The 25,457-nt window shown below is 62.0% G+C and carries 27 protein-coding genes; 2 read left to right on the plus strand and 25 right to left on the minus strand.

Annotated elements, in window-relative coordinates:
- Positions 1-16: 16 nt before the first annotated feature.
- The 11 genes from HU762_RS22700 to HU762_RS22750 form a co-directional block, all read right to left on the minus strand.
- The gene (locus HU762_RS22700) at positions 17-1,003 is read right to left on the minus strand and encodes a DNA polymerase III subunit delta' (protein ID WP_186640802.1); all 987 of its coding nucleotides are present in this window, start codon (positions 1,001-1,003) and stop codon (positions 17-19) included.
- Positions 996-1,628: a dTMP kinase gene (gene tmk, locus HU762_RS22705; RefSeq protein WP_186611515.1), complete on the minus strand. Its 633-nt coding sequence runs from the start codon at positions 1,626-1,628 to the stop codon at positions 996-998. Before tmk ends, HU762_RS22700 begins: the two co-directional genes overlap by 8 nt.
- A gap of 20 nt (positions 1,629-1,648) precedes the next feature.
- Positions 1,649-2,809, minus strand: a complete 1,161-nt coding sequence (mltG, locus tag HU762_RS22710) for an endolytic transglycosylase MltG (RefSeq protein ID WP_346656879.1) — start codon at positions 2,807-2,809, stop codon at positions 1,649-1,651.
- A gap of 3 nt (positions 2,810-2,812) precedes the next feature.
- Positions 2,813-3,628, minus strand: coding sequence for an aminodeoxychorismate lyase (pabC, locus tag HU762_RS22715; RefSeq protein WP_186640804.1), 816 nt, complete (start codon positions 3,626-3,628; stop codon positions 2,813-2,815).
- Complete coding sequence (gene fabF, locus HU762_RS22720; RefSeq protein WP_186611518.1) at positions 3,628-4,872, minus strand: beta-ketoacyl-ACP synthase II; 1,245 nt, start codon at positions 4,870-4,872, stop codon at positions 3,628-3,630. The genes pabC and fabF overlap by 1 nt, the downstream gene beginning before the upstream one ends.
- Before the next feature lie 108 nt (positions 4,873-4,980).
- Positions 4,981-5,217: an acyl carrier protein gene (acpP, locus tag HU762_RS22725; protein ID WP_003175607.1), complete on the minus strand. Its 237-nt coding sequence runs from the start codon at positions 5,215-5,217 to the stop codon at positions 4,981-4,983.
- A gap of 191 nt (positions 5,218-5,408) precedes the next feature.
- Positions 5,409-6,152 (minus strand): 3-oxoacyl-ACP reductase FabG, encoded by a 744-nt coding sequence (gene fabG / locus HU762_RS22730; RefSeq protein WP_186640805.1) that lies wholly within the window; start codon positions 6,150-6,152, stop codon positions 5,409-5,411.
- Positions 6,153-6,167: 15 nt separating this feature from the next.
- The gene (fabD, locus tag HU762_RS22735) at positions 6,168-7,106 is read right to left on the minus strand and encodes an ACP S-malonyltransferase (RefSeq protein WP_186640806.1); all 939 of its coding nucleotides are present in this window, start codon (positions 7,104-7,106) and stop codon (positions 6,168-6,170) included.
- 123 nt (positions 7,107-7,229) lie between these two features.
- A complete protein-coding gene (plsX, locus tag HU762_RS22740) occupies positions 7,230-8,240 on the minus strand; it encodes a phosphate acyltransferase PlsX (RefSeq protein WP_186640807.1) in 1,011 nt (336 codons plus the stop codon).
- Between the two features lie 4 nt (positions 8,241-8,244).
- Positions 8,245-8,427, minus strand: a complete 183-nt coding sequence (gene rpmF / locus HU762_RS22745; protein ID WP_003179396.1) for a 50S ribosomal protein L32 — start codon at positions 8,425-8,427, stop codon at positions 8,245-8,247.
- 13 nt (positions 8,428-8,440) lie between these two features.
- Positions 8,441-8,968 (minus strand): YceD family protein, encoded by a 528-nt coding sequence (locus HU762_RS22750; RefSeq protein WP_186640808.1) that lies wholly within the window; start codon positions 8,966-8,968, stop codon positions 8,441-8,443.
- Between the two features lie 105 nt (positions 8,969-9,073).
- Here HU762_RS22750 and HU762_RS22755 point away from each other — a divergent pair, with 105 nt between their 5' ends.
- Positions 9,074-9,652 (plus strand): nucleoside triphosphate pyrophosphatase, encoded by a 579-nt coding sequence (locus HU762_RS22755; protein WP_186640809.1) that lies wholly within the window; start codon positions 9,074-9,076, stop codon positions 9,650-9,652.
- Between the two features lie 33 nt (positions 9,653-9,685).
- Here the strand turns inward: HU762_RS22755 and HU762_RS22760 are convergent, their stop codons facing one another.
- From HU762_RS22760 to rluC, 3 genes are read right to left on the minus strand one after another with little or no spacing between them, the layout of a single operon-like run.
- Positions 9,686-10,675, minus strand: coding sequence for a S49 family peptidase (locus HU762_RS22760; RefSeq protein ID WP_186640810.1), 990 nt, complete (start codon positions 10,673-10,675; stop codon positions 9,686-9,688).
- A 20-nt stretch (positions 10,676-10,695) separates the two neighbouring features.
- Entirely contained in the window at positions 10,696-11,358 is a 663-nt protein-coding gene (locus HU762_RS22765; protein WP_186640811.1) for an HAD-IIIA family hydrolase, read from the minus strand.
- Positions 11,348-12,304 (minus strand): 23S rRNA pseudouridine(955/2504/2580) synthase RluC, encoded by a 957-nt coding sequence (rluC, locus tag HU762_RS22770; RefSeq protein ID WP_186640813.1) that lies wholly within the window; start codon positions 12,302-12,304, stop codon positions 11,348-11,350. Before rluC ends, HU762_RS22765 begins: the two co-directional genes overlap by 11 nt.
- A 699-nt stretch (positions 12,305-13,003) precedes the next feature.
- On the opposite strand from rluC, the gene rne reads away from it, so the two are divergent.
- Entirely contained in the window at positions 13,004-16,225 is a 3,222-nt protein-coding gene (gene rne, locus HU762_RS22775; protein ID WP_186640815.1) for a ribonuclease E, read from the plus strand.
- 79 nt (positions 16,226-16,304) lie between these two features.
- Here rne and HU762_RS22780 read toward each other — a convergent pair whose 3' ends face one another.
- The 11 genes from HU762_RS22780 to HU762_RS22830 form a co-directional block, all read right to left on the minus strand.
- Entirely contained in the window at positions 16,305-16,895 is a 591-nt protein-coding gene (locus HU762_RS22780) for a nucleotidyltransferase family protein (RefSeq protein ID WP_186640817.1), read from the minus strand.
- Positions 16,896-16,913: 18 nt separating this feature from the next.
- Positions 16,914-17,885, minus strand: coding sequence for an XdhC family protein (locus HU762_RS22785; protein WP_186640819.1), 972 nt, complete (start codon positions 17,883-17,885; stop codon positions 16,914-16,916).
- Positions 17,885-20,200 (minus strand): xanthine dehydrogenase family protein molybdopterin-binding subunit, encoded by a 2,316-nt coding sequence (locus tag HU762_RS22790; RefSeq protein WP_186640821.1) that lies wholly within the window; start codon positions 20,198-20,200, stop codon positions 17,885-17,887. Before HU762_RS22790 ends, HU762_RS22785 begins: the two co-directional genes overlap by 1 nt.
- Positions 20,197-20,667, minus strand: a complete 471-nt coding sequence (locus tag HU762_RS22795; protein WP_186640823.1) for a (2Fe-2S)-binding protein — start codon at positions 20,665-20,667, stop codon at positions 20,197-20,199. The genes HU762_RS22790 and HU762_RS22795 overlap by 4 nt, the downstream gene beginning before the upstream one ends.
- 265 nt (positions 20,668-20,932) lie before the next feature.
- Positions 20,933-21,952 carry a UDP-N-acetylmuramate dehydrogenase gene (gene murB, locus HU762_RS22800; protein WP_186640825.1) on the minus strand — a complete coding sequence of 340 codons (1,020 nt, stop codon included), beginning with the start codon at positions 21,950-21,952 and terminating at the stop codon, positions 20,933-20,935.
- Entirely contained in the window at positions 21,949-22,413 is a 465-nt protein-coding gene (locus tag HU762_RS22805) for a low molecular weight protein-tyrosine-phosphatase (RefSeq protein ID WP_186640827.1), read from the minus strand. The genes murB and HU762_RS22805 overlap by 4 nt, the downstream gene beginning before the upstream one ends.
- Positions 22,413-23,177 (minus strand): 3-deoxy-manno-octulosonate cytidylyltransferase, encoded by a 765-nt coding sequence (gene kdsB, locus HU762_RS22810; protein ID WP_186611532.1) that lies wholly within the window; start codon positions 23,175-23,177, stop codon positions 22,413-22,415. Before kdsB ends, HU762_RS22805 begins: the two co-directional genes overlap by 1 nt.
- Positions 23,174-23,359: a Trm112 family protein gene (locus HU762_RS22815; RefSeq protein ID WP_003179363.1), complete on the minus strand. Its 186-nt coding sequence runs from the start codon at positions 23,357-23,359 to the stop codon at positions 23,174-23,176. The genes kdsB and HU762_RS22815 overlap by 4 nt, the downstream gene beginning before the upstream one ends.
- 22 nt (positions 23,360-23,381) lie before the next feature.
- Entirely contained in the window at positions 23,382-24,392 is a 1,011-nt protein-coding gene (gene lpxK / locus HU762_RS22820; protein WP_186640829.1) for a tetraacyldisaccharide 4'-kinase, read from the minus strand.
- A complete protein-coding gene (locus tag HU762_RS22825; protein WP_186611534.1) occupies positions 24,392-24,820 on the minus strand; it encodes a biopolymer transporter ExbD in 429 nt (142 codons plus the stop codon). Before HU762_RS22825 ends, lpxK begins: the two co-directional genes overlap by 1 nt.
- Entirely contained in the window at positions 24,817-25,452 is a 636-nt protein-coding gene (locus tag HU762_RS22830) for a MotA/TolQ/ExbB proton channel family protein (RefSeq protein WP_186611608.1), read from the minus strand. The genes HU762_RS22825 and HU762_RS22830 overlap by 4 nt, the downstream gene beginning before the upstream one ends.
- Positions 25,453-25,457 lie beyond the last annotated feature (5 nt).

Here is a 25,457-nt window from a genome sequence, read left to right on the forward strand (position 1 = left end):
GTCTAGGCGCTCTCTGTCAGTTACGACCAGGCAAACTCGCCCATTGCACCAACAGTGCCTCCAGCAGCAACACGCGATTGAGGTTGGCCTTGCTCAGCACCTTCTGACGTTGGGCAAGGATCCAGTCCTGAATGTTCAAGATTTTGTCCTGGCTGCTTTTTTGCGCCAGGTATTGGATCACCTTGCGCATGTCTGCCAGCCCCAGGCCTGCCTCGTCCTCGGTGAGCTGATAACGCAGGACCAGGCTCGACCAGTCGCAGAACCAATCAAACAACAGCAGCAAGGGAATGGCGTTCCACCCCTCGGCCAGTTGCGTCGGAGATTGTTGCTGCTTGAGCAGTTTCTTCACGCCGTCCACCACCAGCGCCCGCTGCTCGCGCACGCCCTGGGCCTGGAGGCTGACGGCGGCAAGCGGTGAACCGGCGGCCAGGGTCAGCAGTTCGACACGTTCTTCATCGGTGCTCTCAGGCAACGCCTGGCCCAGCCATTGCAGGCTGATCGCCTCGCTGGGCAACGGACAGGCCTGCTGCACGCAACGGCTCTTGATGGTTGGCAGCAGACGGCTAGGCTGGTGGCTGACCAGCAACAGCACCGTATCGCCGGAAGGCTCTTCGAGGCTCTTGAGCAGCGCGTTCGCGGCGTTGATGTTCATCGACTCGACCGGCTCGATCAACACCACTTTGCGCCCGCCCATCTGCGCGGTCTGGACCACGAAACTGACCAGGTCGCGGACCTGGTCGACCTTGATCGCCTTGTCCGCCTCTTCCGGCTCCAGCACATAGTTGTCAGGATGACTGCCGGCCCTGAGCAGCATGCACGACTTGCATTCACCGCAGGCGTTCAAGGCCGTCGGAGCCTGGCACAACAAGCTGGCCATCAGGCGCTCGGCAAGGGCTCGCTTGCCGATACCGGCCGGGCCGTGCAACAGATAGGCATGGGCGTGTTGCGAACGACCGGCCAACTGTTGCCACAGGCCGTCCTGCCAGGGATAGGCTTCAGCCACGGGTACGCTCCAGCAAACGCGGCAGCAAGCTGTCCAATGACTGCTGGACTTGCGTCAGCGGCTGAGCGGCGTCGATCAACAAGTAACGCGCAGGATCGGCCTTGGCGCGGCCCAGGAAAGCATTGCGCACGGCATTGAAGAACGCCTGTCCTTCAAGCTCGAAGCGATCCAGGCGACCGCGAGCACTGGCGCGGGCCAGGCCGATTTCCACCGGCAGGTCGAAAACCAGGGTCAGGTCAGGTCGCAGGTCGCCCTGGACGAAAGACTCCAGCGCAGCGATACGTTCAAGTGACAAGCCTCGGCCTCCGCCCTGGTACGCGTAGGTCGAATCGGTAAACCGATCACACAGCACAACGGCACCACGGGCCAGCGCCGGGCGAATCACTTCCGCCAGGTGCTGTGCCCGGGCTGCGAACACCAACAGCAGTTCCGTATCGGCGTTCATGACTTCGTCGGCAGGTGCCAGCAGGACCTCGCGAATCCGCTCGGCCAACGGCGTACCGCCCGGCTCACGCGTCAACACGACCTCGACGCCCGATGCCCGCAGGCGTTCGGCCAGGTATTCGCGGTTGGTGCTCTTGCCGGCGCCTTCGGGGCCTTCCAGCGTTATAAACAAGCCAGTCACGGGCGATCCTTAATTCAGTGTCATTGCGGGCTCGGCGGCTCGCTGGCGTTCGGTTCAGGGGCAGGTTCCTGCGGCGGCACCTGAGGCACGGCTTCGGGCGCGGTATCAGGCGATGCGGCGGGAATCGGCGCTGAATCTTCCGGCGCAGCTGGAGCCGGGCTGGAGCGATAGTCGGCACGGCGCTTGAGCTGATATTCGCGCACCGCGTTATTGTGCGTCTCCAGGTCATCGGAAAAGACGTGGCTGCCATCGCCGCGCGCGACAAAGTAAAGGCTGTTGCCGTCGGCCGGGTTCAATGCCGCATGAATCGCCTCGCGCCCGACCATCGCAATGGGCGTTGGCGGCAAGCCTGGAACGAGGTACGTGTTGTAGGGATTCGGTTCTTTCAAATGGGCCCGGGTGAGCTTACCGGTGTAGCGCTCCCCCAAGCCATAGATCACGGTGGGATCGGTCTGCAACAGCATGCCAAGGCGCAGGCGGCGCACGAATACTCCGGCAATCTGGCCGCGCTCCTGGGGCACGCCGGTTTCCTTTTCAATCAGGGAGGCCATGATCAGCGCTTGGTAGGGCTGGGTGTAAGGGACGTCGGCGGCGCGTTGCGCCCACTCTTTGGCAAGCACGTCTTCGAGCCGATCGTAGGCTTTTTTCAGCAGGTCGACGTCCGACATACCGCGCACGAATCGATAGGTATCCGGAAAGAACCGGCCCTCGGGAAATACCCCGGAATGGCCAAGACGCTCCATCACCTGGCTGTCGCTCAGGCCGGCAACGGTTTGCTCGAGCTTTTCAGCCTTGGCCAGCGCAGCGCGAACCTGACGGAAGTTCCACCCCTCTACCAGCGTCACGCTGTACTGCACCACTTCGCCGCGCTTCCAGACACCGATCAGGCCTTCCATGGTCATCCCCGGCGTCATCCGGTATTCACCGGAATGCAACGGCTGGCCGGCGAGATTGAAACGCCAATAGACCCGCAACCAGAATGCATCCTTTATCAGGCCATCAGCTTCGAGACGATTGAAGGTGCCGGTCGGCGTGGTCCCGTTGGGCACGTCGAGCAGTTCTTCCTGGGCGATGTTCAACGGCTGCTGCAAAGCTGAATGAATTTTCCAGGCCGAAGCGCCCAACAACAGCCCCGCCAGAACCAGTCCGGTCTCTAGCAGCAACAAGAATTTACGTCTCACGAATCAAGCATCCAATAGCGTACGGGCAAGGGACTGCAGTTTACGGGTGAGCGGGCCAACCGACCAGCGCGTCGAACCGCATCCGCGTACCGGCCACACGCCGTACACGCTGTTGCAGACAAAGACTTCGTCGGCCTGGTGCAGCTGTTCGAGGCGGATATCGGTGATTTGCGTGGCGATGCCCTGGGACTTGGCTTGAAACAATAATTCCGCGCGCATCACACCGGCCACACCACAACGGCTAAGGTCCGCCGTGAACAATACGCCATCACGCACCAGGAACAGGTTGCTGAAGACGCCTTCGATCACCCGACCGGACGTGTCGAGCATCAAGCCTTCGGCATGCTCGGTGTCGCTCCACTCGGCCCGGGCCAGCACCTGCTCAAGGCGATTGAGATGCTTGAGGCCGGCGAGCAAAGGTTGTTCGCACAGGCGTGTTGCGCAGGGAAACAGCTGAATACCTTGCTCGACATGGGCCGCCGGATAGGCGGCCGGTGGGCTGCCTTGCAAAATGCGTCGAGCCTGGGCCAAGGGGCTCGCGGCATAGCCCCGCTGACTGTCGCCTCGGGTCACGATGAGTTTCATCACGCCTTCGCCAAGCTGTTGCGCATAGGCTTGCAGCTCGTCGTTCAGTAAGGTCCAGTCGAGATTGAATGCCAACCGTTGGCACCCCAGCGCGAGGCGTTGCAAGTGACGCTCCAGCAAAACGAGCTTGCCGTCACGCACAGCGATGGTTTCGAACACACCATCGCCGTAAGCCAGGCCGCGATCTTTCAGCGACAGGACGTCAGCCGTCTGACCGTCGACCCAGCTTTCCATCAACCGGCGAACCGGCGGAACACCAGCGAGCCGTTGGTTCCGCCGAAGCCGAAGGAGTTGGACAACACCACATCGATGTCCATGCTACGGGCCGTATGCGGCACGAAGTCCAAGTCGCAACCCTCGTCTGGCTCATCGAGGTTGATGGTCGGCGGCGCCACCTGGCTATTGATCGCCAGCACGCTGAAGATCGCTTCCACTGCCCCTGCCGCACCCAGCAGGTGACCGGTCATTGACTTGGTAGAGCTGACAGCCAGCTTGTAGGCGTGGTCGCCGAACACAGTCTTGATCGCCTGGGCTTCGGCCAAGTCGCCGGCCGGGGTCGAAGTGCCATGGGCGTTGATGTACTGCACCTGTTCGCCGTTGAGCTTCGCATCCCGCAGGGCGTTGGTGATGCAACGGGCAGCACCGGCACCATCGGCCGGCGGCGACGTCATGTGATACGCATCGCCGCTGGTGCCAAATCCGATCAGTTCGGCATAGATGGTCGCGCCGCGCGCCTTGGCGTGCTCCAGCTCTTCGAGAACCAGCGCACCGGCACCGTCCGACAACACGAAGCCATCGCGGCCCTTGTCCCATGGACGACTGGCGCGGGCCGGCTCATCGTTGCGGGTCGACAGCGCACGGGACGCGCCGAAACCGCCCATGCCCAGGCCGCAAGCGGCCATTTCGGCGCCGCCAGCGATCATCACGTCAGCTTCGTCGTACATGATGTTGCGCGCGGCCATGCCGATGCAGTGGGTACCCGTGGTACACGCTGTGGCAATGGCGTAGTTAGGCCCTTGTGCACCCAGGTGGATGGACAGGAAACCGGAAATCATATTGATGATCGAGCCCGGCACGAAGAACGGAGAAATCCGTCGCGGCCCCGAATCATGCAGCGTGCGGCTGGTTTCTTCGATATTGGTCAAGCCGCCAATACCCGAACCCATGGCCACGCCGATGCGCTCACGGTTGGCGTCGGTGACTTCCAGCCCGGCATTGCGCACCGCCTGGAATCCGGCTGCCAAGCCGTATTGAATGAACAGGTCAAGCTTTCGAGCTTCCTTGACCGACAGGTATTCCTCGACATTGAAGCCCTTCACCGAGCCGCCAAAACGGGTGGAATAGGCAGAAAGGTCGGTGTGTTCGATCAGACCAATGCCACTGCGGCCAGCCAGAATGCCTTGCCAGCTGCTCGGCACATCCGTGCCCAGTGGCGACAACATACCCATACCGGTGACTACGACGCGTCTACGCGACACAGCACTCTCCTTTTTCTAATGACGACTTTGCATCAGGCCTAAAGAAAAAACCGCACGCCGAAATGGCAGTGCGGTTTTTCCATGACAGCTAGCGACGACTAAAAACGATTACGCCTGGTGGCTGGTAACGTAGTCGATAGCAGCTTGTACAGTAGTGATCTTCTCAGCTTCTTCGTCAGGAATCTCGGTCTCGAATTCCTCTTCCAGAGCCATCACCAGCTCAACAGTGTCAAGGGAGTCGGCACCCAGGTCTTCAACGAAGGAAGCGGTGTTCACAACTTCTTCTTCTTTAACGCCCAGTTGCTCGGCAACGATTTTCTTGACGCGCTCTTCGATGGTGCTCATACCTTGTTTTCACTCCTAATGGACAAATTCAGGCAGCTGGCCGGTGGGTAAGTGTATAGAAAGACTTTTCAGTTTTTCAACTGAAAGCTTCACTCCTCGAACCCTGGGGCCCGCCGCCTATAAATAGATTGCAGCTTTATAACGGATTTTAGACAGCTCGTATGACATTTTTTTGAAGCAATCCGTCACATTTAACTCATGTACATCCCGCCGTTTACCGGGATTGTAGCCCCAGTCACGTATGCCGCACCGTCCGAAGCAAGAAAAGCGACCACCGACGCGATTTCTTGAGCTTGCCCCAGACGACCCAGCGGAATCTGCGTCAACAAGGCTTCACGCTGTGCTTCTGGCAGTTCACGGGTCATGTCGGTGTCGATGAAACCCGGTGCAACCGAGTTTACCGTAATCGAGCGCGAACCCACTTCACGCGCCAGCGCACGACTGAAACCTTCCAGGCCGGCCTTCGCCGCAGCATAGTTTACTTGGCCTGCGTTGCCCATGGCACCCACAACCGAGCCGATACTGATAATTCGACCCCAACGCGCCTTGGTCATGCCGCGCAGAACGCCCTTGGACAGCCGGTACAGACTGTTCAGGTTGGTATCGATCACATCGAACCATTCGTCATCTTTCATGCGCATCATCAGGTTATCGCGGGTGATACCGGCATTATTGACCAGGATCGCCGGCGCGCCGAACTGCGCCTGAATGCTCGCCAGCACCGCCGCAACGGATTCGTCGCTGGTGACGTTCAGCTCAAGGCCGGTGCCCTGGATGTCGTTTTCCTTCAGGGTCGCGGCGATACGCTCGGCGCCCGAAGCGGAAGTCGCGGTGCCGATGACGATGGCGCCTTGACGACCCAGTTCCAGGGCGATGGCCTGGCCGATGCCACGGCTTGCACCGGTCACCAGTGCAACTTTACCTTGCAGACTCATGCAAGCTTCTCCTGTTCAGGCCTGCGCTGCACGGGCGGCAGCGAAGGCGTCTGGGGTGTTGAGGTTGGAAGTCGACACGCCTTCGGCGCAGCGTTTGTTCAGGCCTGCCAGCACTTTGCCAGGACCGCATTCGACCAGTTCGGTCGCGCCCTTGGCTGCCAGGGTCTGTACCGATTCGACCCAGCGAACCGGCTTGTAGAGTTGTTCCAGCAGATCACGCTTGAGGGTCTCGAGATCCGGCGCCACGTTGGCGCTGACATTCTGCACCACCGGAATCTGCGGGGCCTGCCAGTCGATGGCGGCGATGGATTCGGCAAAGCGCTCGGCGGCTGGACGCATCAGTTCGCAGTGCGATGGCACGCTGACCGGCAAGGGCATGGCGCGCTTGGCACCACGGGCCTTGCAGCCCTCGATGGCGCGCTCGACAGCGGCCTTGGCACCGGCGATGACAACTTGGCCCGGGGAGTTGAAGTTCACCGCGCTGACCACTTCGCCTTGCGCCGCTTCGGCACAGGCAGCGAGCACATCAGCGTCTTCCAGCCCCAGGATCGCGGCCATGCCGCCCTGCCCGGCCGGAACGGCTTCTTGCATCAACTGGCCGCGACGCTCCACCAATTTCACCGCGGCGCCCAGGCTCAGGCTGCCAGCGGCCACGAGGGCGCTGTATTCGCCCAGGCTGTGACCGGCGACAAATGCCGGGCGCGCGCCGCCTTCAGCCAGCCACAAGCGCCACAAGGCGATCGAGGCGGTGAGGATGGCTGGCTGGGTTTTATCGGTTTGATTGAGTTGCTCTTCCGGCCCCTGCTGGGTCAGTGCCCACAAGTCGTAGCCGAGTGCATCGGACGCTTCTTTGAATGTTTCAAGGACCAGCGGGTATTGCGCGCCCAGCTCGGCCAGCATGCCGAGGGACTGCGAGCCCTGTCCTGGAAAGACGAATGCGAGGGAAGCAGACATGAAAGCAAAGCCCCTAATGTTCTTGTCGTCAAAAATTGACGCCCCTGGGGGCGCTAGGAAACTGACAGTTGGATGGCGGGTTGAACCGACCGGTCACATTTAAGCATTGTCGGACGAAAACGCCTAAGTTAACAAATCTTCGAGGCGACCATGAAGACGTTCCGGCAGGTTCTCCTGGATCTCGATCACCGCCCGATTGATAGCACTTTGGAACCCCTGCACGCCCGCCGAACCGTGACTCTTGATCACGATGCCCTGCAACCCGAGAAAACTCGCCCCGTTGTGCCGCGCCGGGGCCAGGTCCGCTTGCAGTCGCCGCATCAACGGCAGGGCCAGGGCGCCAACGACCCGCGAGGCCAGATTCTGTTTGAACAGGGCTTCAATGCGCTGGCCGATCATGGTTGCCAGGCCTTCACTGGACTTGAGCAGGATATTGCCGACAAAGCCGTCGCAAACCACAACATCGGCCTCGCCACGGTACAAGCCGTCGCCCTCGATGAAACCGATGTAGTTGATTCCGCTCGCGCCCTGCAACAACGTTGCCGCCAGCTTGACCTGCTGGTTGCCCTTGATGTCTTCGGTGCCGATATTGAGCAGCGCCACGCGAGGCCGGGCGATGCCAAGGGTCTGCGCCGCAACCGAGCCCATCACGGCAAACTGCAACAGGTGCTCGGCGCTGCAATCGACGTTGGCGCCCAGGTCCAGCAACTGGCAGAAGCCGCGCTGGGTCGGGATCGCAGCCACCATCGCCGGGCGATCGATACCCGGCAGGGTCTTGAGTACGTAGCGCGACAGCGCCATCAGCGCACCGGTGTTACCCGCGCTGACACACGCTTGGACTTTACCGTCTCGCAACAACTCAAGAGCCACCCGCATCGAAGCGTCAGGCTTGCCACGCAGGGCCTGGGCCGGCTTTTCGTCCATCGTGATGACTTCGGACGCAGGCGCAATCGATAGGCGCGCGCGATCCGCAGCCGATTGGCCGCTGAGCATTTCTTCAAGGAGAGAGGGTTGACCGACGAGGGTCAGGTGTAGCGAGGGCATGGCGTTCAGGCAAGCAAGGCTGGCCTGGACAATGCTGCGGGGACCGAAGTCCCCGCCCATTGCGTCAATCGCGATGACTTGAGCGGACAAGTGATTACTCGTCGGCGCCCTTGTCGATCACTTTACGGCCACGATATACGCCTTCTGGCGATACGTGGTGACGCAGGTGAACTTCACCGGTGGTTTTTTCTACAGACAGGGTGCTAGCCTCGAGAGCGTCGTGCGAACGGCGCATGTCACGGGCAGAGCGGGATTTTTTGTTCTGCTGAACAGCCATAATTGATTAACTCCTAAACGTTTGGGTCACGCTTTAACTGCGCCAATACACTGAACGGGTTGGACCGCGTTACCTCGTCCTCGCTCGGTTCGGGCTCACCTGCTCCCGCCGGCTGCTGGCATTCTTCCGGATGATGAGCAGGCACAATGGGCAAGGCGAGCAGAAGCTCCTCCTCGATCAGTGACTGCAGATCCAATGGATCTTCGCCCAGTTCCAGCACGTCATAACCTTTCGGCAACGACTGGGTATTCGCACCCTCCTTCACCACGGCGTAACTGCACTCGCTGTGGATCGGCAGGGTGACCAGCTCAAGACAACGCTGGCAAACCATTTTGACTTCAGTGTCGATAAAGCTGTGGATGACCACAGATTTACGTTCATCTCGTTCAAAAACGAATTTGGCCTGGACCGTACCGACATTGTCGGAAAGCGGGTCGCAGAGTCTCTTCAAATCGGCCAGCAGCAGTTCACCTTGAAGGGTGGTGCCACGGTCAGCCAATTTGCGCGGGTCAACGTGAGGTGGAATCGGGTCATTCAACATAGGCGCAGCATTATAGGGATGCACCGGGCCATGTCAAAGGAAATTCAGCCCTGTCCGTCACTTGCGCGCCTCGCTAGAATTCGCTCCTGCCTCCTGGAGACACCCATGCTGCCTTTATTACTTGCCTCAAGCTCGGTCTACCGCCGAGAATTGCTCGCCCGCCTGGGGCTGCCGTTCGTCTGCAGCTCACCGGACATCGACGAAAGCCGCCGCCCCGATGAATCCGCGCTCGAACTGGTAAAACGCCTGGCCCGGGAAAAAGCCTTGGCGCTAGCCGGCAGCCATCCGGCGCACCTGATCATCGGATCAGACCAGGTCGCCGTACTCGGCGAGCGCATCCTGGGCAAGCCCCATACCTTCGAAAACGCCCGTGACCAACTACTGGCCGCCAGCGGCGCCCGCGTGACGTTCCTGACGGGCCTGGCGCTGCTCAACAGCCAGACAGGCACCTGCCAGGTCGATTGCGTTCCGTTTACCGTGACGATGCGGACACTTGACCAGGCACGCGTCGAGCGCTACCTGCGAGCGGAGCAGCCGTACGACTGCGCCGGCAGCTTCAAGGCCGAGGGGCTGGGCGTGAGCCTGTTCAAGAGCACTGAAGGGCCAGACGCCACCAGCCTGATCGGCCTGCCGCTGATTCGCCTTGTGGATATGTTGCTGGCCGAGGGTGTGCAGATCCCCTGAGCCACACTGGATGGCATCAACCCTCGGTAGAAATCAGCGCAACGCCGGGCCTTGGAAGCCCATCCACATCGCCAGATGCTCGGCAATGCTCGCACCCAGTTTTTTCGAGAAACGATCGAACGGCGACTCTTCGATAGTGAAATCCACCAGCTCTTTCTCGCCGATCACGTCCCGAGCCACGAAACTGGCACTGCCCAAGCCATCGATCAAGCCCAGCGGCAACGCCTGCTCCCCCGACCAGACCAGACCGGAGAACAACTCCGGATGTTCTTTGTCCTTCAGGCGCTCGCCCCGGCCTTTCTTGACGCTGGCGATGAATTGCTTGTGAGTCGTATCCAGCACACCCTGCCAGAACGCGGTTTCTTCAGGCTTTTGCGGCTGGAACGGATCAAGGAAGGATTTATGCTCGCCAGAGGTATAGACCCGGCGCTCCACGCCAAGCTTCTCCATGGTTCCGACAAAACCATAACCGGCCGCCGTCACACCAATGGAACCCACCAGACTGGCCTTGTCGGCATAAATCTGGTCTGCCGCACTGGCAATGTAATAGGCCCCGGACGCACCGAGATCGGCGATGACCGCGTAAACCTTGATGTTCGGGTGCAAGCCACGCAAGCGGACGATTTCGTCGTAAACGTAACCCGACTGCACCGGACTGCCGCCCGGACTGTTGATGCGCAGCACCACACCTTTGACCTTCGGATCCTCGAACGCTGCCCGCAGGCTACCGACGATGTTGTCCGCGCTGGCGGGCTCCTTGTCGGCGATCATGCCTTCGATGTCGATCAGCGCGGTATACGCCGAACCGCCCGCGGCGCTTTTCTCCAGGCTCATCAGCGGTGTGAACAGCATGAGCGCGGCGAAAAGATAAACAAACGTCAGCAGCTTGAAGAAGATGCCCCAGCGACGCGAACGACGCTGCTCCTGGACACTGGCCAGCAGAGTCTTTTCCAGCAGCTTCCAGCTTTTATCATCACCGTTCTCGGCGCTTGCCTTGGCCGGTGCCTTCCATTCATCCGTCATGCATGCATCCCCGTCAAAACTTAATCGGCACGCCGGCTCAACCAGGCGTGCAACTCAGGAAAATGGTCAATCGCCAGGCATGGCTCAAAAGCCTTCAATGCCTCGATTGTCTGCGCGCCGTAACTGACAGCCACCGAACTCATGCCGGCGTTACGCGCCATTTGCAGGTCGAACGACGAGTCCCCCACCATCAGCGCCTGCCCAGCCTGCACACCGCAATGAGCCAGGATTTGCTCAAGCATCAGCGGATGCGGCTTGCTGGCGGTTTCATCCGCAGCACGGGTGATGTCGAAATAATCGTCCCAACCGTGGGCTTTCAATACCCGATCCAGCCCACGCCTGGCCTTGCCGGTCGCGACGGCCATGCGATAGCCCTCGCCCCGCAGAAGCTGGAGCGTGTCCGCCACGCCATCGAACAGCGGCGAAGGCTCGGCCTCCAAGGCAATGTAGTGATCGGCGTAATGCTGGCGGAAAATAACCAACCCATCGTCATCGATGTCCGGGTAGAGGCTGCGGATCGCCTCTGGCAACCCGAGGCCGATAATGCCCTTCACCGCAAAGTCGTCACGCCGCGCGAAACCCGTACGGTCAGCCGCGATATGCATGGACTCCACGATCCGACCAATGGAGTTCGCCAGAGTGCCGTCCCAATCGAATATCAACAGCTTGTAGTCAGGATGCACTCAGCCGCTCCACGGTCTTGGCCCACATTTCATCCACGGGAGCCTGCAACTTCAACTCGCCGCCATCAGGCAGCGGCACAGTCAGCATGTAGGCGTGCAGAAACAGGCGCTTGCCGCCCAGGTCGCGAATTTCCTTGGTGAAATCGTCATCGCCGTATTTGCTGTCACCGGCGATGCAATGCCCGGCATGCAGGGTGTGGACACGGATCTGGTGAGTCCGCCCGGTGACCGGCTTGGCTTCGACCATGGTGGCAAAGTCGCCGAAGCGCCGGAGCACCTTGAACACGGTCAGCGCCTCCTTGCCCTCCTCGTTGACTTCCACCATGCGCTCGCCCGAACGCAGATTGCTCTTGAGCAACGGCGCACGGACCTGCTTTACGGAGGTATCCCAACGACCACGCACCAGCGCCATGTAGCGCTTGTCGACGCCATCGCCGCGCAACTGCTCGTGCAGATGCCGCAGCATGCTGCGCTTCTTGGCGATCATCAGCAGACCGGAGGTGTCGCGATCCAGGCGATGGACCAGTTCCAGCTCCTTGGTATCCGGACGCAATTGACGAAAGGCTTCGATCACCCCGAAGCTCAGGCCGCTGCCGCCGTGGACCGCGATGCCCGCGGGCTTGTTGACCACGATCAGCGCCTTGTCTTCATAGACGATCGAGGCTTCAAGGCGCTGCAACAATCCCTGGGCCAGCGGTACCGGCTCATCGCGCTCGGGCACGCGAACCGGCGGCACGCGCACGACGTCGCCGGCCTGGAGCTTGTATTCGGGCTTGATCCGACCCTTGTTCACCCGCACTTCGCCTTTGCGCAAGATGCGGTAGATCAAGGTCTTGGGCACGCCTTTGAGCCGGGCCAGCAGGAAATTATCGATTCGTTGGCCGGCATATTCCGGCGAGACCTCGAGCAGTTGAACGCCAGGGGTCGAAGGGGCAGTAGTTGTCATGGCGGCGATCATAACAATTTTTTATGGAATTGAAGCACTTAATCATTGCTGCTATAGTCGCGAACGCCGCCAAAAGTGGCTGGACAGCGGACTAGCGGTCAAAAACCGGCCCTGACCAACGCAATTCACGAGGACGAGAGGCCGTCCTACGGGGCTTTTGCTACGTAACGGTAGAGTCTACGGGTGCAACGAGCGCAGGTGACATGAGGCCTGAAATACGCCGCAAAGCAGAGTTTTGACTCGCATTGCGCGCCACATTCACGGCCAGTTCACAAAGTGCAGTCAGCCGAAGACGACCCCGAGCGAGAGCTTCGGAAACAACGCCTAAATTAGCCATGATGCGTGACCTCCCCTTTCGGAGCTCACGGTAAATGCCAACCCGCTGCGGATTCTGCGCGCGGCAGCACCCGAATTATCAGGGATACGTGTAGGGTGGAGATGTACAACCGTCGGACTGTGTAGCACTAGGCTTATATTTAGACGCTTCATCTCGTCCACAGGCGCCGGTTGATTCCTCCTCCTGACTGAGTGCTTGAGTACCAGCAAGCAGGACGCGTCCGTCGCGACTTCGCCATCATTGGGCCGAACTCGCTGGACACTGGAATGGCCTCGCCATTGCCAGGACGCACCTGACACCGACCGTGAGAAGTCGTGTGTGCCGAACGCCGTTTCCGGCAGCCCGGAAACCGACGGTACTACATGAAAAGAATGCTGATTAACGCAACTCAACCCGAAGAGTTGCGTGTTGCACTGGTAGACGGCCAGCGCCTCTACGACCTGGATATCGAATCCGGTGCACGCGAGCAGAAGAAGGCCAACATCTATAAAGGCCGGATTACTCGCATCGAACCAAGCCTTGAGGCTGCCTTTGTCGATTTCGGCTCCGAGCGCCACGGCTTCCTGCCCCTCAAAGAAATCTCCCGCGAATACTTCAAGAAGGCCCCTGAAGGCCGCGTCAACATCAAGGACGTCCTGAGCGAAGGCCAGGAAGTCATCGTCCAGGTCGAAAAAGAAGAACGTGGCAACAAGGGCGCCGCCCTGACCACCTTCATCAGCCTCGCCGGCCGTTACCTGGTCCTGATGCCGAACAACCCGCGTGCCGGTGGTATCTCCCGCCGCATCGAAGGCGAAGAGCGCAACGAACTGCGCGAAGCCCTCAACGGCCTGGTCGCACCTGCCGACATGGGCCTGATCGTGCGCACTGCCGGCCTGGGCCGCAGCAGCGAAGAAATGCAGTGGGACCTCGATTACCTGCTGCAGCTGTGGACCGCCATCAAAGAAGCCTCGCTGGATCGCTCCGCGCCATTCCTGATCTACCAGGAAAGCAACGTGATCATCCGCGCCATCCGCGACTACCTGCGCCAGGACATCGGCGAAGTGCTGATCGACAGCGTCGAAGCCCAGGACGAAGCCCTGACTTTCATTCGCCAGGTGATGCCGCAGTACGCGAGCAAGATCAAGCTCTACGAAGACAGCGTTCCGCTGTTCAACCGTTTCCAGATCGAAAGCCAGATCGAGACCGCCTTCCAGCGCGTCGTCGAACTGCCGTCCGGCGGCTCCATCGTCATCGATCCGACCGAGGCCCTGGTGTCCATCGACATCAACTCGGCGCGCGCCACCAAAGGCAGCGACATCGAAGAAACCGCCCTGCAGACCAACCTTGAAGCCGCTGAAGAAATCGCCCGTCAGTTGCGCCTGCGCGACATTGGCGGCCTGATCGTCATCGATTTCATCGACATGACCCCGGCCAAGAACCAGCGCGCCGTGGAAGAGAAGGTCCGTGAGTGCCTGGAAGCCGACCGCGCCCGCGTACAGGTCGGTCGTATCTCGCGTTTCGGCCTGCTGGAAATGTCCCGTCAGCGCCTGCGTCCATCGCTGGGTGAAAGCAGCGGCATCGTTTGCCCTCGCTGCAACGGCACCGGCATCATCCGTGACGTTGAATCGCTGTCCCTGGCAATCCTGCGCCTGATCGAAGAAGAAGCCCTGAAAGACCGCACCGCCGAAGTTCGCGCCCAGGTGCCGATCCCGGTGGCCGCGTTCCTGCTCAACGAAAAACGCAACTCGATCACCAAGATCGAACTGCGCACCCGTGCCCGTATCGTCATCCTGCCGAACGATCACCTCGAGACGCCGCACTTCGAAGTGCAGCGCCTGCGCGATGACAGCCCGGAAGCCCACACCAACCAGTCCAGCTACGAAATCGCCGCTGCCGCCGCCGAAGTGGAAGAAGTCCAGCCGGCCGCCGCCGCCACTCGCACCCTGGTTCGCCAGGAAGCGGCGGTCAAGACCGCCCCAGCCCGCGCCAACGCTCCGATCCCGAGCGAAGTCGCCGCCCCGGTTGCCGCACCCGCCGCCGTGCCAGAACCAAGCCTGTTCAAGGGCCTGGTGAAATCCCTGGTCAGCCTGTTCGCCACCAAGGAAGAGCCAGCGACCCCTGCCGTTGTCGCCAAGCCTGCCGCCACCGAGCGTCCAGCCCGCAACGAAGAACGTCGCAATGGTCGCCAGCAGACCCGCAACCGCAACGGTCGTCGCGACGAAGAGCGCAAGCCGCGCGAAGAACGTGCACCGCGTGAAGAGCGCGCGCCACGTGAGCCGCGTGAAGAACGCCAGCCACGCGAAGCCCGCGAGGAAACGCCAGCGACTCCAACCGTAGCCCGTGAAGAGCGCGCACCGCGCCCACCACGTGAAGAGCGTCAGCCGCGCGCACCGCGTGAAGACCGCAAGCCGCGTGGCGAGCGTGAAGAACGTGTCCGCGAACTGCGTGAGCCACTGGATGCCGCACCCGCCGCCGCTGGCGCCGCACTGGCTGAAGAGCGCCCGGCCCGCCAGCCTCGCGAAGAACGCGCACCGCGTCAGCCGCGTGAAGAGCGTCAACCACGCGTCGAGGAGGCAGCCGCTGCCAGCGAAGAAGAAGTGCTGAACAGCGAAGAGCAGTTGCAGGAAGACGGCCAGGACAACGCCGAAGGCGATCGTCCACGCCGCCGCTCCCGTGGCCAGCGTCGTCGCAGCAACCGCCGCGAGCGTCAACGTGATGCTAATGGCAACGTGATCGAGGGTTCGGAAGAGTCCGAGTCCGCCGAGAACGCCGAAGCGCCAAGCGGCGCGGATCTGGCCGCAGGCCTGGCCGTCACTGCGGCAGTGGCCAGCAGCGCGATCAGCGCCCCGGCCGAAGCCCAGGCACACGAGCAGGCTGAACGCGCCACCGCTGCGGTGGAAGATGCCCCGGTTGAAGCGCCAGTCGTCGAAGCGACCACGCCAGTGCAAACCACCGCTTCGCCAGAAGTGGAACTCGCACCGGTTCCCGACGCCGAGCCTGAAGCCCAAGCCGCCGAGCCAGCACCGGTCGTCGAGCAGCCAGTGGCCGTCGCCGAACCTGCCGTCGAAGCTGTGGCGCAGGAAACCCCGGCCGAGGAAGTTGCACCCGAGCCTGTGCGTGAAGAGCAGACGACGTTCAACTGGAACGCAGAACCCGCGGCGCCAGCGCCAGTCGCCGAGCCTGAGCCAGTGAAAACCGTCGAAGCGCAAGTGATCGAGCCGGTGGTCGAAGCTGCCCCGGTGGAAGAGCCTGCGCCCGTGATCGAGGTTCCTGCGGTTGTCGAGGCTCCGGCCCCGGTTGAGGCACCTGCACCTGTCAGCGCCTTGGCTCCGAATGGCCGCGCTCCGAACGATCCGCGTGAAGTGCGCCGTCGCAAGCGTGAAGCCGAGCGTCTGCAGAAGGAAGCCGAACAGGCCGCCGCTGCCGCTGCCCAGGCGCCTGCCGCCGAACCGGCGCCAGCCGTGGAAGTCGTCGAAGCCCCTGCCCCGGTTGCTGAAACCGCAGCAGAGCCGGCGATCGACGAACCTCAGCAGTCCGCTGAAGAAGTTGCACCGCACCACCCTGAAGCCCTGGAAAAAGAGCACGAGCCTAAACCTCACGCCTGATTCCACCGCCCAGTAAAAAGCCCCGCCTGGTGATGCCAGGCGGGGCTTTTTTATGCCTCAGTGGATCTGACCGAGTGAGTTATCTAAAAACCAGTGCCTCAGGCACATCGACATCCCACGTCACACCCGCATCGTCCACCGGCACTTGGACCACGTGCGCCCCGGCGAACAGCACCTTGGCGCCGCGATCACCAGTCAAGGCCATCAGTTGCGGACCCAACGCGCGACCAAATCCCACCGGATGCCCATACTCCCCGGCAAGCACCGGCACGCTGATGCCCTCCTCGCGCATCCCCGCCACCACCCGTTCGAAGCTCGACGGCAAAATGAAAGGCATGTCGCCCAACACGACCAGCCAGCCGTCAAGGTCCGGGCACGCCTGGACGCCGGCGGCAATGCTGTCGCCCAGGCCGGGCGAGTCCAGCTCCACGTAATCGCACCCGTAGGCCTGGGCCATGCGAATGGCCTGCGGACGATCGTTGCGGGTCACCAGCACGCGTTTTTCCAGGGAGGACGGTAAATTGACCAGCACATGTTCGATCACTGAGCGCACCGCACCGTCACGCCCGGTGCAATCCGCCAGCAACTTATCCTTGTCGGCACCGGCAACCTCACGGAAACGGCGACCCGATCCCGCCGCAAGAATGATCACGCCAATGGACCCAGTCATAACCTGCTCCTTTGTGGCTTACAGCGGTTTCTTTTGACGCAGTTCGATGCCATTTTTGATGGCAACGATTTCCGCCAGCAACGACAAGGCGATTTCCGCGGGTGTGTGGCTGCCGATGTGCAAGCCGATAGGGCCATGCAGCCGTTCGATGGCCTGTGCCGACAAGCCTAGCTGAGCCAGGTTGTCCCGGCGTTTCTGGCTGTTGACCCGCGACCCCAGGGCGCCCACATAAAAGGCCTTGGAATCGAGGGCGGTCAACAAGGCCATGTCGTCCAGGCGCGGATCATGGGTCAGCGCCACGATCGCCGTGCGCTCATCCGTCTGGATGCTCAGCACCGCTTCGTCGGGCATGCCGGTCACGAAGCGGCCGTGCTGCTCCTCCCAGCCGTAGACGAATTCCTTGCGCGGATCGCAGATCAGCACTTCGAAATCCAGCAGTCGGGCCATCTCCGCGACGTAACGGGACAGCTGTCCAGCGCCTATCAACAGCAGCCGCCAACGCGGGCCATAAATTGCCCGCAGTGTCTCGCCATCAAACACTAAAGCATCGCTTTTACTGGCCGGCATCAACGACACGCTACCGGTGGCGATGGTCAATTCCCGGGCGACAATCTCATGGGCCTCGCAACGCTCCAGCAAGTCGCTGATCCACTGGGGATCGCCCACTCGCTCTTCCGTCAGGCGCAAGGTGCCGCCGCACGGCAGGCCGAAGCGCGCCGCCTCCTCGCGGGTGACGCCATAGGTGATCAGTTGCACCGGCGGACCGTCCGCCGGAATTCGGCCGTCGTGCAGCCGGGCGATCAAGTCATCCTCGACACAACCGCCCGACACCGAACCGATTACCACGCCATCCTCGCGCAGGGCCAGCATGGCGCCAGGAGGCCGTGGCGCGGTGCCCCAGGTCTGGACCACGGTGAACAACACCACGCGCTGCCCGGCGCGGCGCCACTCCAGCACGCTGCGCAGGACATTCAGGTCAACGCTGTCCATCAGGCTTTGGCCTGTTGCCAGCCTTGCAGCTGATAACGCACGGGCAGATCGCGGATACGCTTGCCGGTGGCAGCAAAAATCGCGTTGCACAGCGCCGGCGCGATCGGCGGCACGCCTGGCTCACCCACGCCGCCCAAGGGAACTTCACCCGGCGGCGTGACCAGATGCACCGCCACTTCCTTGGGCGCCAGGGACATGCGCGCCACTTCGTACATGTGGAAGTTATCCTGCTGGACCTTGCCGTCCTTGAAGCTGATCTCGCCGACCATCGCGTTGCCCAAGCCCATGACGCAGGCGCCTTCGAACTGGGAGCGGATGCGCTCGGGGTTGATCTGTGGCCCACAATCCACGGCAATGTCGGCCTTGTGCACCATCACCGTGCCGTCATCCTTGACCTCGACTTCGATCGCCGCCGCGACGTAAGTGACAAAGCTGTAATGCACCGCCAGGCCCAATCCCCTTCCCTTGGGCAATTCACGTCCCCAACCGGCGGCTTTCGCGGCAGTCTCCAGCACGGTACGGATCCGCGCCGTATCGATGGGATAACGCTCGGGCGATTCGCCGTAGTTCCAATCGTCGTTCAGGCTGTTCGGATTGATCTTGCGGTCCGGCCCCAGCAACTTGAGGTGATACTTCAGCGGATCCTGGCCGGCCTTGTGGGCCAATTCGTCGATGAAGCTCTGGATCGCAAAACCGTGGGGAATATTCGACACCGAGCGGTACCAGCCCACCCGGGTGTGGGCCACCGTCTCGGGATTTTCCAGGCGCATGTTGGGAACGGCGTAAGCCATGTTGGTCACGCCCATGCCCACTTCGAACGGTGCTTCGTGGGTCATGCCCGGCGCGAACAACGCGGTGATGGTCGGAGCCACGGTGCGATGCAGCCAACCGGAGGGCAATCCGTCCTTGTTCAGGCTGGCCTTCAGGTATTCGGCCGATACAGTGTGGAAATACGAGTGATGGATATCGTCCTCGCGTGTCCATTGCACCCGTACCGCCTGGCCGGGAAACTCCTTGGCGAGCACGGCGGCTTCGACGACAAAATCGGGTTTCGACTTGCGCCCGAAGCCACCGCCCAGCAACGTGATGTTCACCGTGACGTTCTCGAAAGGGATGCCCAGGCGCTCGGCGACGCGCTCGCGGGTCACCTGCGGTGCCTGGCTCGGCGCCCAGGCTTCGCAGTGGCCATCCTCGAACCGGGCGACGGCGACCATCGGCTCCATGGGGGACTGGGACAGGTGCGGCAGATAATATGAAGCCTCCAACGTCGAATCGGCCTTGGCCAATGCGCCATCGAGATCACCGGTGCTGCGCAAGACTTTTCCAGGCTTGCGAGCAGCCGCTTCCAGTTCCTTGCGGTAGGCGATGGAGTCGTAACCGACGTTCGGGCCGTCGTCCCACTCTATTTTCAGCGCTTCGCGGCCCTTGATCGCTGCCCAGGTATTTTTCGCCACCACCGCCACGCCGCCCAGAGGTTGGAATTCGGAGGGCAATGGGCGCCCCTCGATCTGCACCACCTTGACCACGCCCGGTACTTTCAACGCCGCGCTGCTGTCGACGCTCTTGACCTTGCCGCCATAGACCGGCGGACGCGCGATGACGGCATAGAGCATGCCGTCGAAATGCACGTCGGCACCGAAGACTGCGCGACCGTTGACGATGTCCGCGCCGTCGATGGCACGGGTCGCCTCCTTGCCGATGTAACGAAATTCCGAAGGCTGTTTGAGGCGCAGGCTCTCGCGGGCCGGCACCGGCAAGGCACTGGCGGCGGCAGCCAAGGCGCCATAACCCAGCTCCCGCCCGGAAGGCTGGTGCACCACTTTGTGCAGCTGCGCGCGGCATTCGCCTACCGGCACGTTCCATTGTGCAGCGGCGGCCAGTTCCAACATGGTCCGGGCGGCGGCACCGCAACGGCGCATCGGCTCGTACCAATGGCGCATGCTGCGCGAGCCGTCGGTGTCCTGGTTGCCGAAGCGCGCCTCATCTGCCGGTGCCTGCTTGACCTTGACCAGCGCCCAGTCGGCGTCCAGTTCGTCGGCCACCACCATGCTCAGGCTGGTGCGCACACCCTGGCCCATCTCGGAACGGTTGCAGATCACCGTCACGCTGCCGTCGGCGGCAATGCTCACGTAAACCTTGGGGTCGTCGACCGCGCCGTTGGGCATGCCCTCGGCGCCAAATTTCTTTTCCTCGGCAAAGGCATCCGGCAGGCCCCACGTGGCCGCCAGCACCAGCACACCGGTGGCGCTCGCACCTTTCAGGAAGCCACGACGGCTGAGATTGCTCAGGACAAAATCATCGGGCAAGTGGCTCATGCCTTGGCCTCCTTCAGGTGGGTGGAGGCTTGGCGAATCGCGGTCTTGATCCGGTTATAAGTGCCGCAGCGGCAGAGGTTGCCGACCATGGCTTCTTCGATCTGCTCGTCGCTGGGGTTGGGGTTGGTCTTGAGCAGGGCCGTAGCAGACATGATCTGCCCGCCCTGGCAGAAACCGCACTGCGCCACCGCGGTATCCAGCCAGGCTTTCTGCACCACCTGCCCGACCGGGTCGACGTGAAGCGCGTCGATGGTGCTGACGTTCTGCCCCTTCACCGAGCCGATCGGCGTGATGCAACTGCGTGCGGGGGCACCGTCGATGTGAATGGTGCAGGCGCCGCACAAGCCCATGCCGCAGCCGAACTTGGTGCCGTTGTAACCGGCCACGTCACGGATCGCCCACAGCAGCGGCATGTCCTCGATCACATCCAGTTGGTGATCTTTTCCATTGAGTTTCAGGGTAATCATGGGCACGCCCGCATCGTCATCGAGTTATGGGGTCGAGCCATCTGCCGTTTGGTTATCGGTTCGGTGTCGCAGACTGGCTCAGGCTAATCGGGCTCTCTTGTGCACACGCGAGCAAGCGTCTGCACCGGGCCTCAGGGATGCGTATGCTCGCATCGTCAGCCCATTAAATTAACCCAGGATCAAGCAAAACGCCCTGCACAATCCTGCACGAATGGTTTTGTGCAGCCTGTCCAGGGCGTTTTATCCGGCGCTTGCGAAGCGCGGTTCAATACCGATTAGGTTCCATTTCCAGCTCGACCTGAAAACGTTCGGCAATGTCCTTCTGGATGCGCCGGGCCAGCTCCAGCAGTTGCAGGCCGGTGGCATTGCCGTAGTTGACCAACACCAGCGCCTGCAATTTATGCACCCCGGCGTCGCCATCGCGAAAGCCTTTCCAGCCGGCGTGCTCGATCAGCCAGCCAGCGGCGATCTTCATCTGCCCGTCGGGCTGTGGATAAGCCACCAGGTCCGGGTATCGGGCCTTGAGTTGCGCCACGTGGGAGGCCGGCACCAGCGGGTTCTTGAAGAAACTGCCGGCATTGCCCAGCACCGCTGGGTCTGGCAGTTTTTCGCTGCGGATACTGCAGATGGCCCGGCTGACATCGCTGGGCGTCGGCTGGTTGATGCCTTGCTCGGTCAACCGTTGGCGTACTGGGCCGTATTCCAGATGCAGATGGGCGGCACGACTGAGGGCAAAACGCACCCGCAGGATCAGCCAGCGACCCGCCTGCTGCTTGAAAAGGCTGTCGCGGTAGGAGAAATCGCATTCTTCAAGGGTGAAATCGCGCAGTTCGCCGGTCTGGCGATCCAGCGCGGTGAGGCCAGCAAAGACGTCCTTTATCTCCACCCCGTAGGCGCCGATGTTTTGCATCGGTGCCGCGCCCACGGTGCCGGGGATCAGGCTGAGGTTCTCCAATCCAGACCAACCTTGCGCCAGCGTGTGCTGGACGAAGGGATGCCAGGGTTCCCCGGCTTCGGCCTCGATCACCACCCGCTCGCCATCATCGCTGAGCAGGCGGATCCCCTGGCTGGCCATGCGCACCACCAAGGCGTCGATGTCGCCGGTCAGCAACAGGTTGCTGCCGCCGCCAATCACCAGCAACGACACGGCATGCTCGGCGGCATAGGCCAGCGCCTGGCGAACATCCGCATCGCTGTGGGCTTCGGCGAACAGCCGGGCGCTGACATCCACGCCAAAGCTGTTGAATGGCTTGAGGCTGACGCCCGCCTGGACGTGCAAGGTCATAACCGCCCCTTCAGTTCGACCACCAGGCGATCCGTGGCACGTTCAATCAAATCCAACACTTGCTCGAAACCTTGCTCACCGTCGTAGTAAGGGTCTGGTACGTCATCGAGTTCCGCCTCGTAACGACGCAGGAACAGGTCCAGTTCAGCCCTGGCATTGGTCGGTTGCAGGACTTTGAGATTGCGCAAGTTGCTGCTGTCCATCGCCAGGATCAGGTCATAGGCGGCGAAATCGGCACGGGACACTTGCCGGGCACGCTGGGCCGACAAATCGTAGCCGCGCCGCAGGGCTGCGGCCTGGCTGCGCTTGTCCGGCGCCTTGCCGACGTGCCAGTCACCGGTTCCGGCGGAGGCGACCTCCACCTGACCGTTCAACCCGGCTTCGCGCAACTTGTGGCGCAAGATGCCTTCGGCCGTGGGCGATCGGCAGATATTGCCGAGGCAGACAAACAAAACCCGCATCAGGCCTCCAGCAAGCGCCGAACGCGCTCGAGATCTTCAGCGGTATCGACGCCGGTCGGCGGAGCGATCAGTGCATCGGCCACGTGGATTCGTACGCCGTGCCACAGGGCACGCAACTGTTCCAGCGCTTCAGTGTTTTCCAGCCAGCACGGTCCCCAGGCCACGAAGTCGTGGAGGAAGCCGGCGCGGTAGGCGTAGATGCCGATATGGCGGCGGTACGGCACGCCTTCGGGCATTACGTCCCGGCTTTGCGCGAAGGCATCCCGCGCCCAGGGCAACGTCGCGCGGCTGAAGGTCAAGGCCAGGCCATTGAGGTCGCTGATCACCTTGACCACGTTGGGATTGAACAACGCTTGCACGTCGTCGATCGGCTCAGCCAGGGTCGCCATGCGCGCTTCGGGATGGGCCGCCAGGTTAGCCGCGACCTGATCGATCACGCTGGGCGGGATCAACGGCTCGTCGCCTTGTACGTTGACCACGATGGCATCGGGCTCAAGGCCCAGTTTCGTGGCGACTTCCGCCAGGCGATCGGTGCCGGAATTATGATCTTCGCGGGTCAGCACCACTTCGGCGCCAAACGCCTCGCAGGCTTCGACGATGCGCGCATCGTCAGTCGCGACCACCACGCGCTGGGCGCTGCTTTTGCTGGCCTGTTCCCAGACGTGCTGGATCATCGGCTTGCCGGCGATCAACAGCAACGGCTTGCCGGGCAGGCGCGTCGAGGCAAAACGCGACGGAATGACGACGGTGAAGGCTGTGGTCATTTATCCAGGCGCTCGTCAGTGGTCAGGGTGCGGGCTTCGCTCTCGAGCATCACCGGGATGCCGTCGCGAATCGGATAGGCCAGGCCGGCACCCTTGCTGATCAGCTCAGTCTTGTCGGCGCTGAGCTTGAGCGGGCCTTTGCAAACTGGGCAGGCCAGAATATCGAGCAACTTGGTGTCCATGGTTTTCCCCTGGTAAAGATTTCTAAGGCAAGAGCCGATCCGGCAACAGGCGCATCAACTGCGTATCGAACCAGGCCGCGAAGGCCGGGGACAGCGCGGCGTCCACCGCCAGGTACCACCAATCCGGTGCGGCGAAGGCACGGCACTTGACCGCGTCTTTTTCCGTCATGATCACTGGCAGGGCTGGCGTGAAATTCAAGGCCTGGGCACTGTATTCGGCGTGATCGGCAAACCCGTGCGGTATGGGCCGCCAGTGTAGCGTTTCGAGGGCCTTGAAGAAACGCTGCGGATTGCCGATACCGGCCACGGCGTGCAGGGCCTGGCCGGCTGGAAAGTGGTCGAGAGCGCGCCGTTCTCCACTGGCGAGGTTCACCAGGGCGGTGGGCCGCAATTCGAAAGCGAAGCCGTCTTCGCGGTCGGCGCTGGCGCCGTTGTACAACACCGCATCGACCGATTGCAGGCGTTCGACCGGTTCGCGCAACGGACCGGCCGGCAGGCAACGGCGGTTGCCGAGGCCGCGGGCGTTGTCGATCAGTACCAGTTCAAGGTCCCGGGCCAGGCGGTAATGCTGCATGCCGTCGTCGGACAGGATCAGGTCCAGCGGCTCGGCTTCCAGCAGCGCGCGGACTGCGCGACTGCGATCAGGGTCGATCATCAACGGCACGCCGGTGCGCTGGACGATCAGCAGCGGCTCGTCACCCGCGATGTCGGCGCCCTGCTCGGCCTGGACCCGCCAAGGCAGTTGCGGCGGCTTGGCACCATAGCCACGGCTGACCACGCCAACCCGCAAGCCACTGCGCTGGCAATGTTCGATCATCCACAGGATCAGCGGCGTCTTGCCCGTGCCGCCAACGGTAATATTGCCGACCACGATCAGCGGCACGGGCGGTTGATAGATCTCGCCGCCGCCCGCCAGGAAGCGTTCGCGCTTGCTCTTCACCACACGCCGATACAGCCATTCCAGCGGTCGCAACAGCGTCAGGGCCGGGTGACCTTCATACCACGCGGCAAGCAATCGATCGGACATGGCCATCAGGGTGCCGGCGCCGCCTCGACCGTCGTCATGCGCAGGTGGCTGAAGCCGAGCTTGCCGGCTGCGTCCATGGCAGTGATAACGGATTGGTGAGGGGTCTTGCCGTCGGCGCTGATGGACAATGGCAGGCTGGTGTCACCGCCGGATTCCTTCTGCAGGGCCTCGATCAGGCTCGCCAGGTCGCTTTTTGGCAGCAAATGGTTGTTCACCGAGAACGCGCCTTCGGCGCTGATGGTGACTTCCAGGTTCTTCAACTGCTGGTCTTCGGCGGGCGAACCACTGACCGCTTGCGGCAATTCGACCTTGAGCTGGGTCTCCCGGGTGAACGTGGTGGTCACGACGAAAAACAGCAGCAGGATGAACACCACGTCGATCAGCGACGCGAGATTGATCTCGATGTTTTCCCGTGGTTTGCGGCGGAATTTCACTGCTTGCCCCCGGCCAGGTCCACGTCACGGTCGCCCTGCACCACCTCGACCAGCTTGATGGCTTCCTGCTCCATGCCCACCACCAATTCGTCGACGCGGCGTTGCAGGAATCGGTGGAAGAACACGGCTGGGATACCGACCATCAGGCCTGCGGCGGTGGTGATCAGGGCCTTGGAAATACCACCTGCCAACACCGCGGCGTTGGTGGTCATGCCAGAGCCGGTAAAGGCACTGAAAATATCGATCATGCCCAGCACCGTGCCCAGCAGGCCCAGCAATGGGGACATGGCCGCGATGGTCCCCAGGGCATTGAGGTAGCGCTCCAGATCATGAATGACCCGCGCGGCAGCTTCTTCAATGCATTCCTTCATGATCTCGCGACCATGCTTGGAGTTCGCCAGGCCCGCCGCAAGAATCTCTCCCAGAGGAGAACTGGCTCGCAGCTCCTTGAGCTTGTCCTTGTTCAGCTGTTTGTCCTTGATCCAGACCCAGACCTGCCCGAGCAGATGCTCCGGGGTCACGCGACTGGCCCGCAGGGTCCACAGGCGTTCGGCAACGATACCCAGTGCCGCGATGGAACTCAGAATGATCGGCAACATCATCCAACCGCCGGATTTGACCAATTCCCACACAGTGA

It is taken from the genome of Pseudomonas sp. SWRI92 (assembly GCF_014268685.1).
GTDB lineage: Bacteria > Pseudomonadota > Gammaproteobacteria > Pseudomonadales > Pseudomonadaceae > Aquipseudomonas > Aquipseudomonas marvdashtae.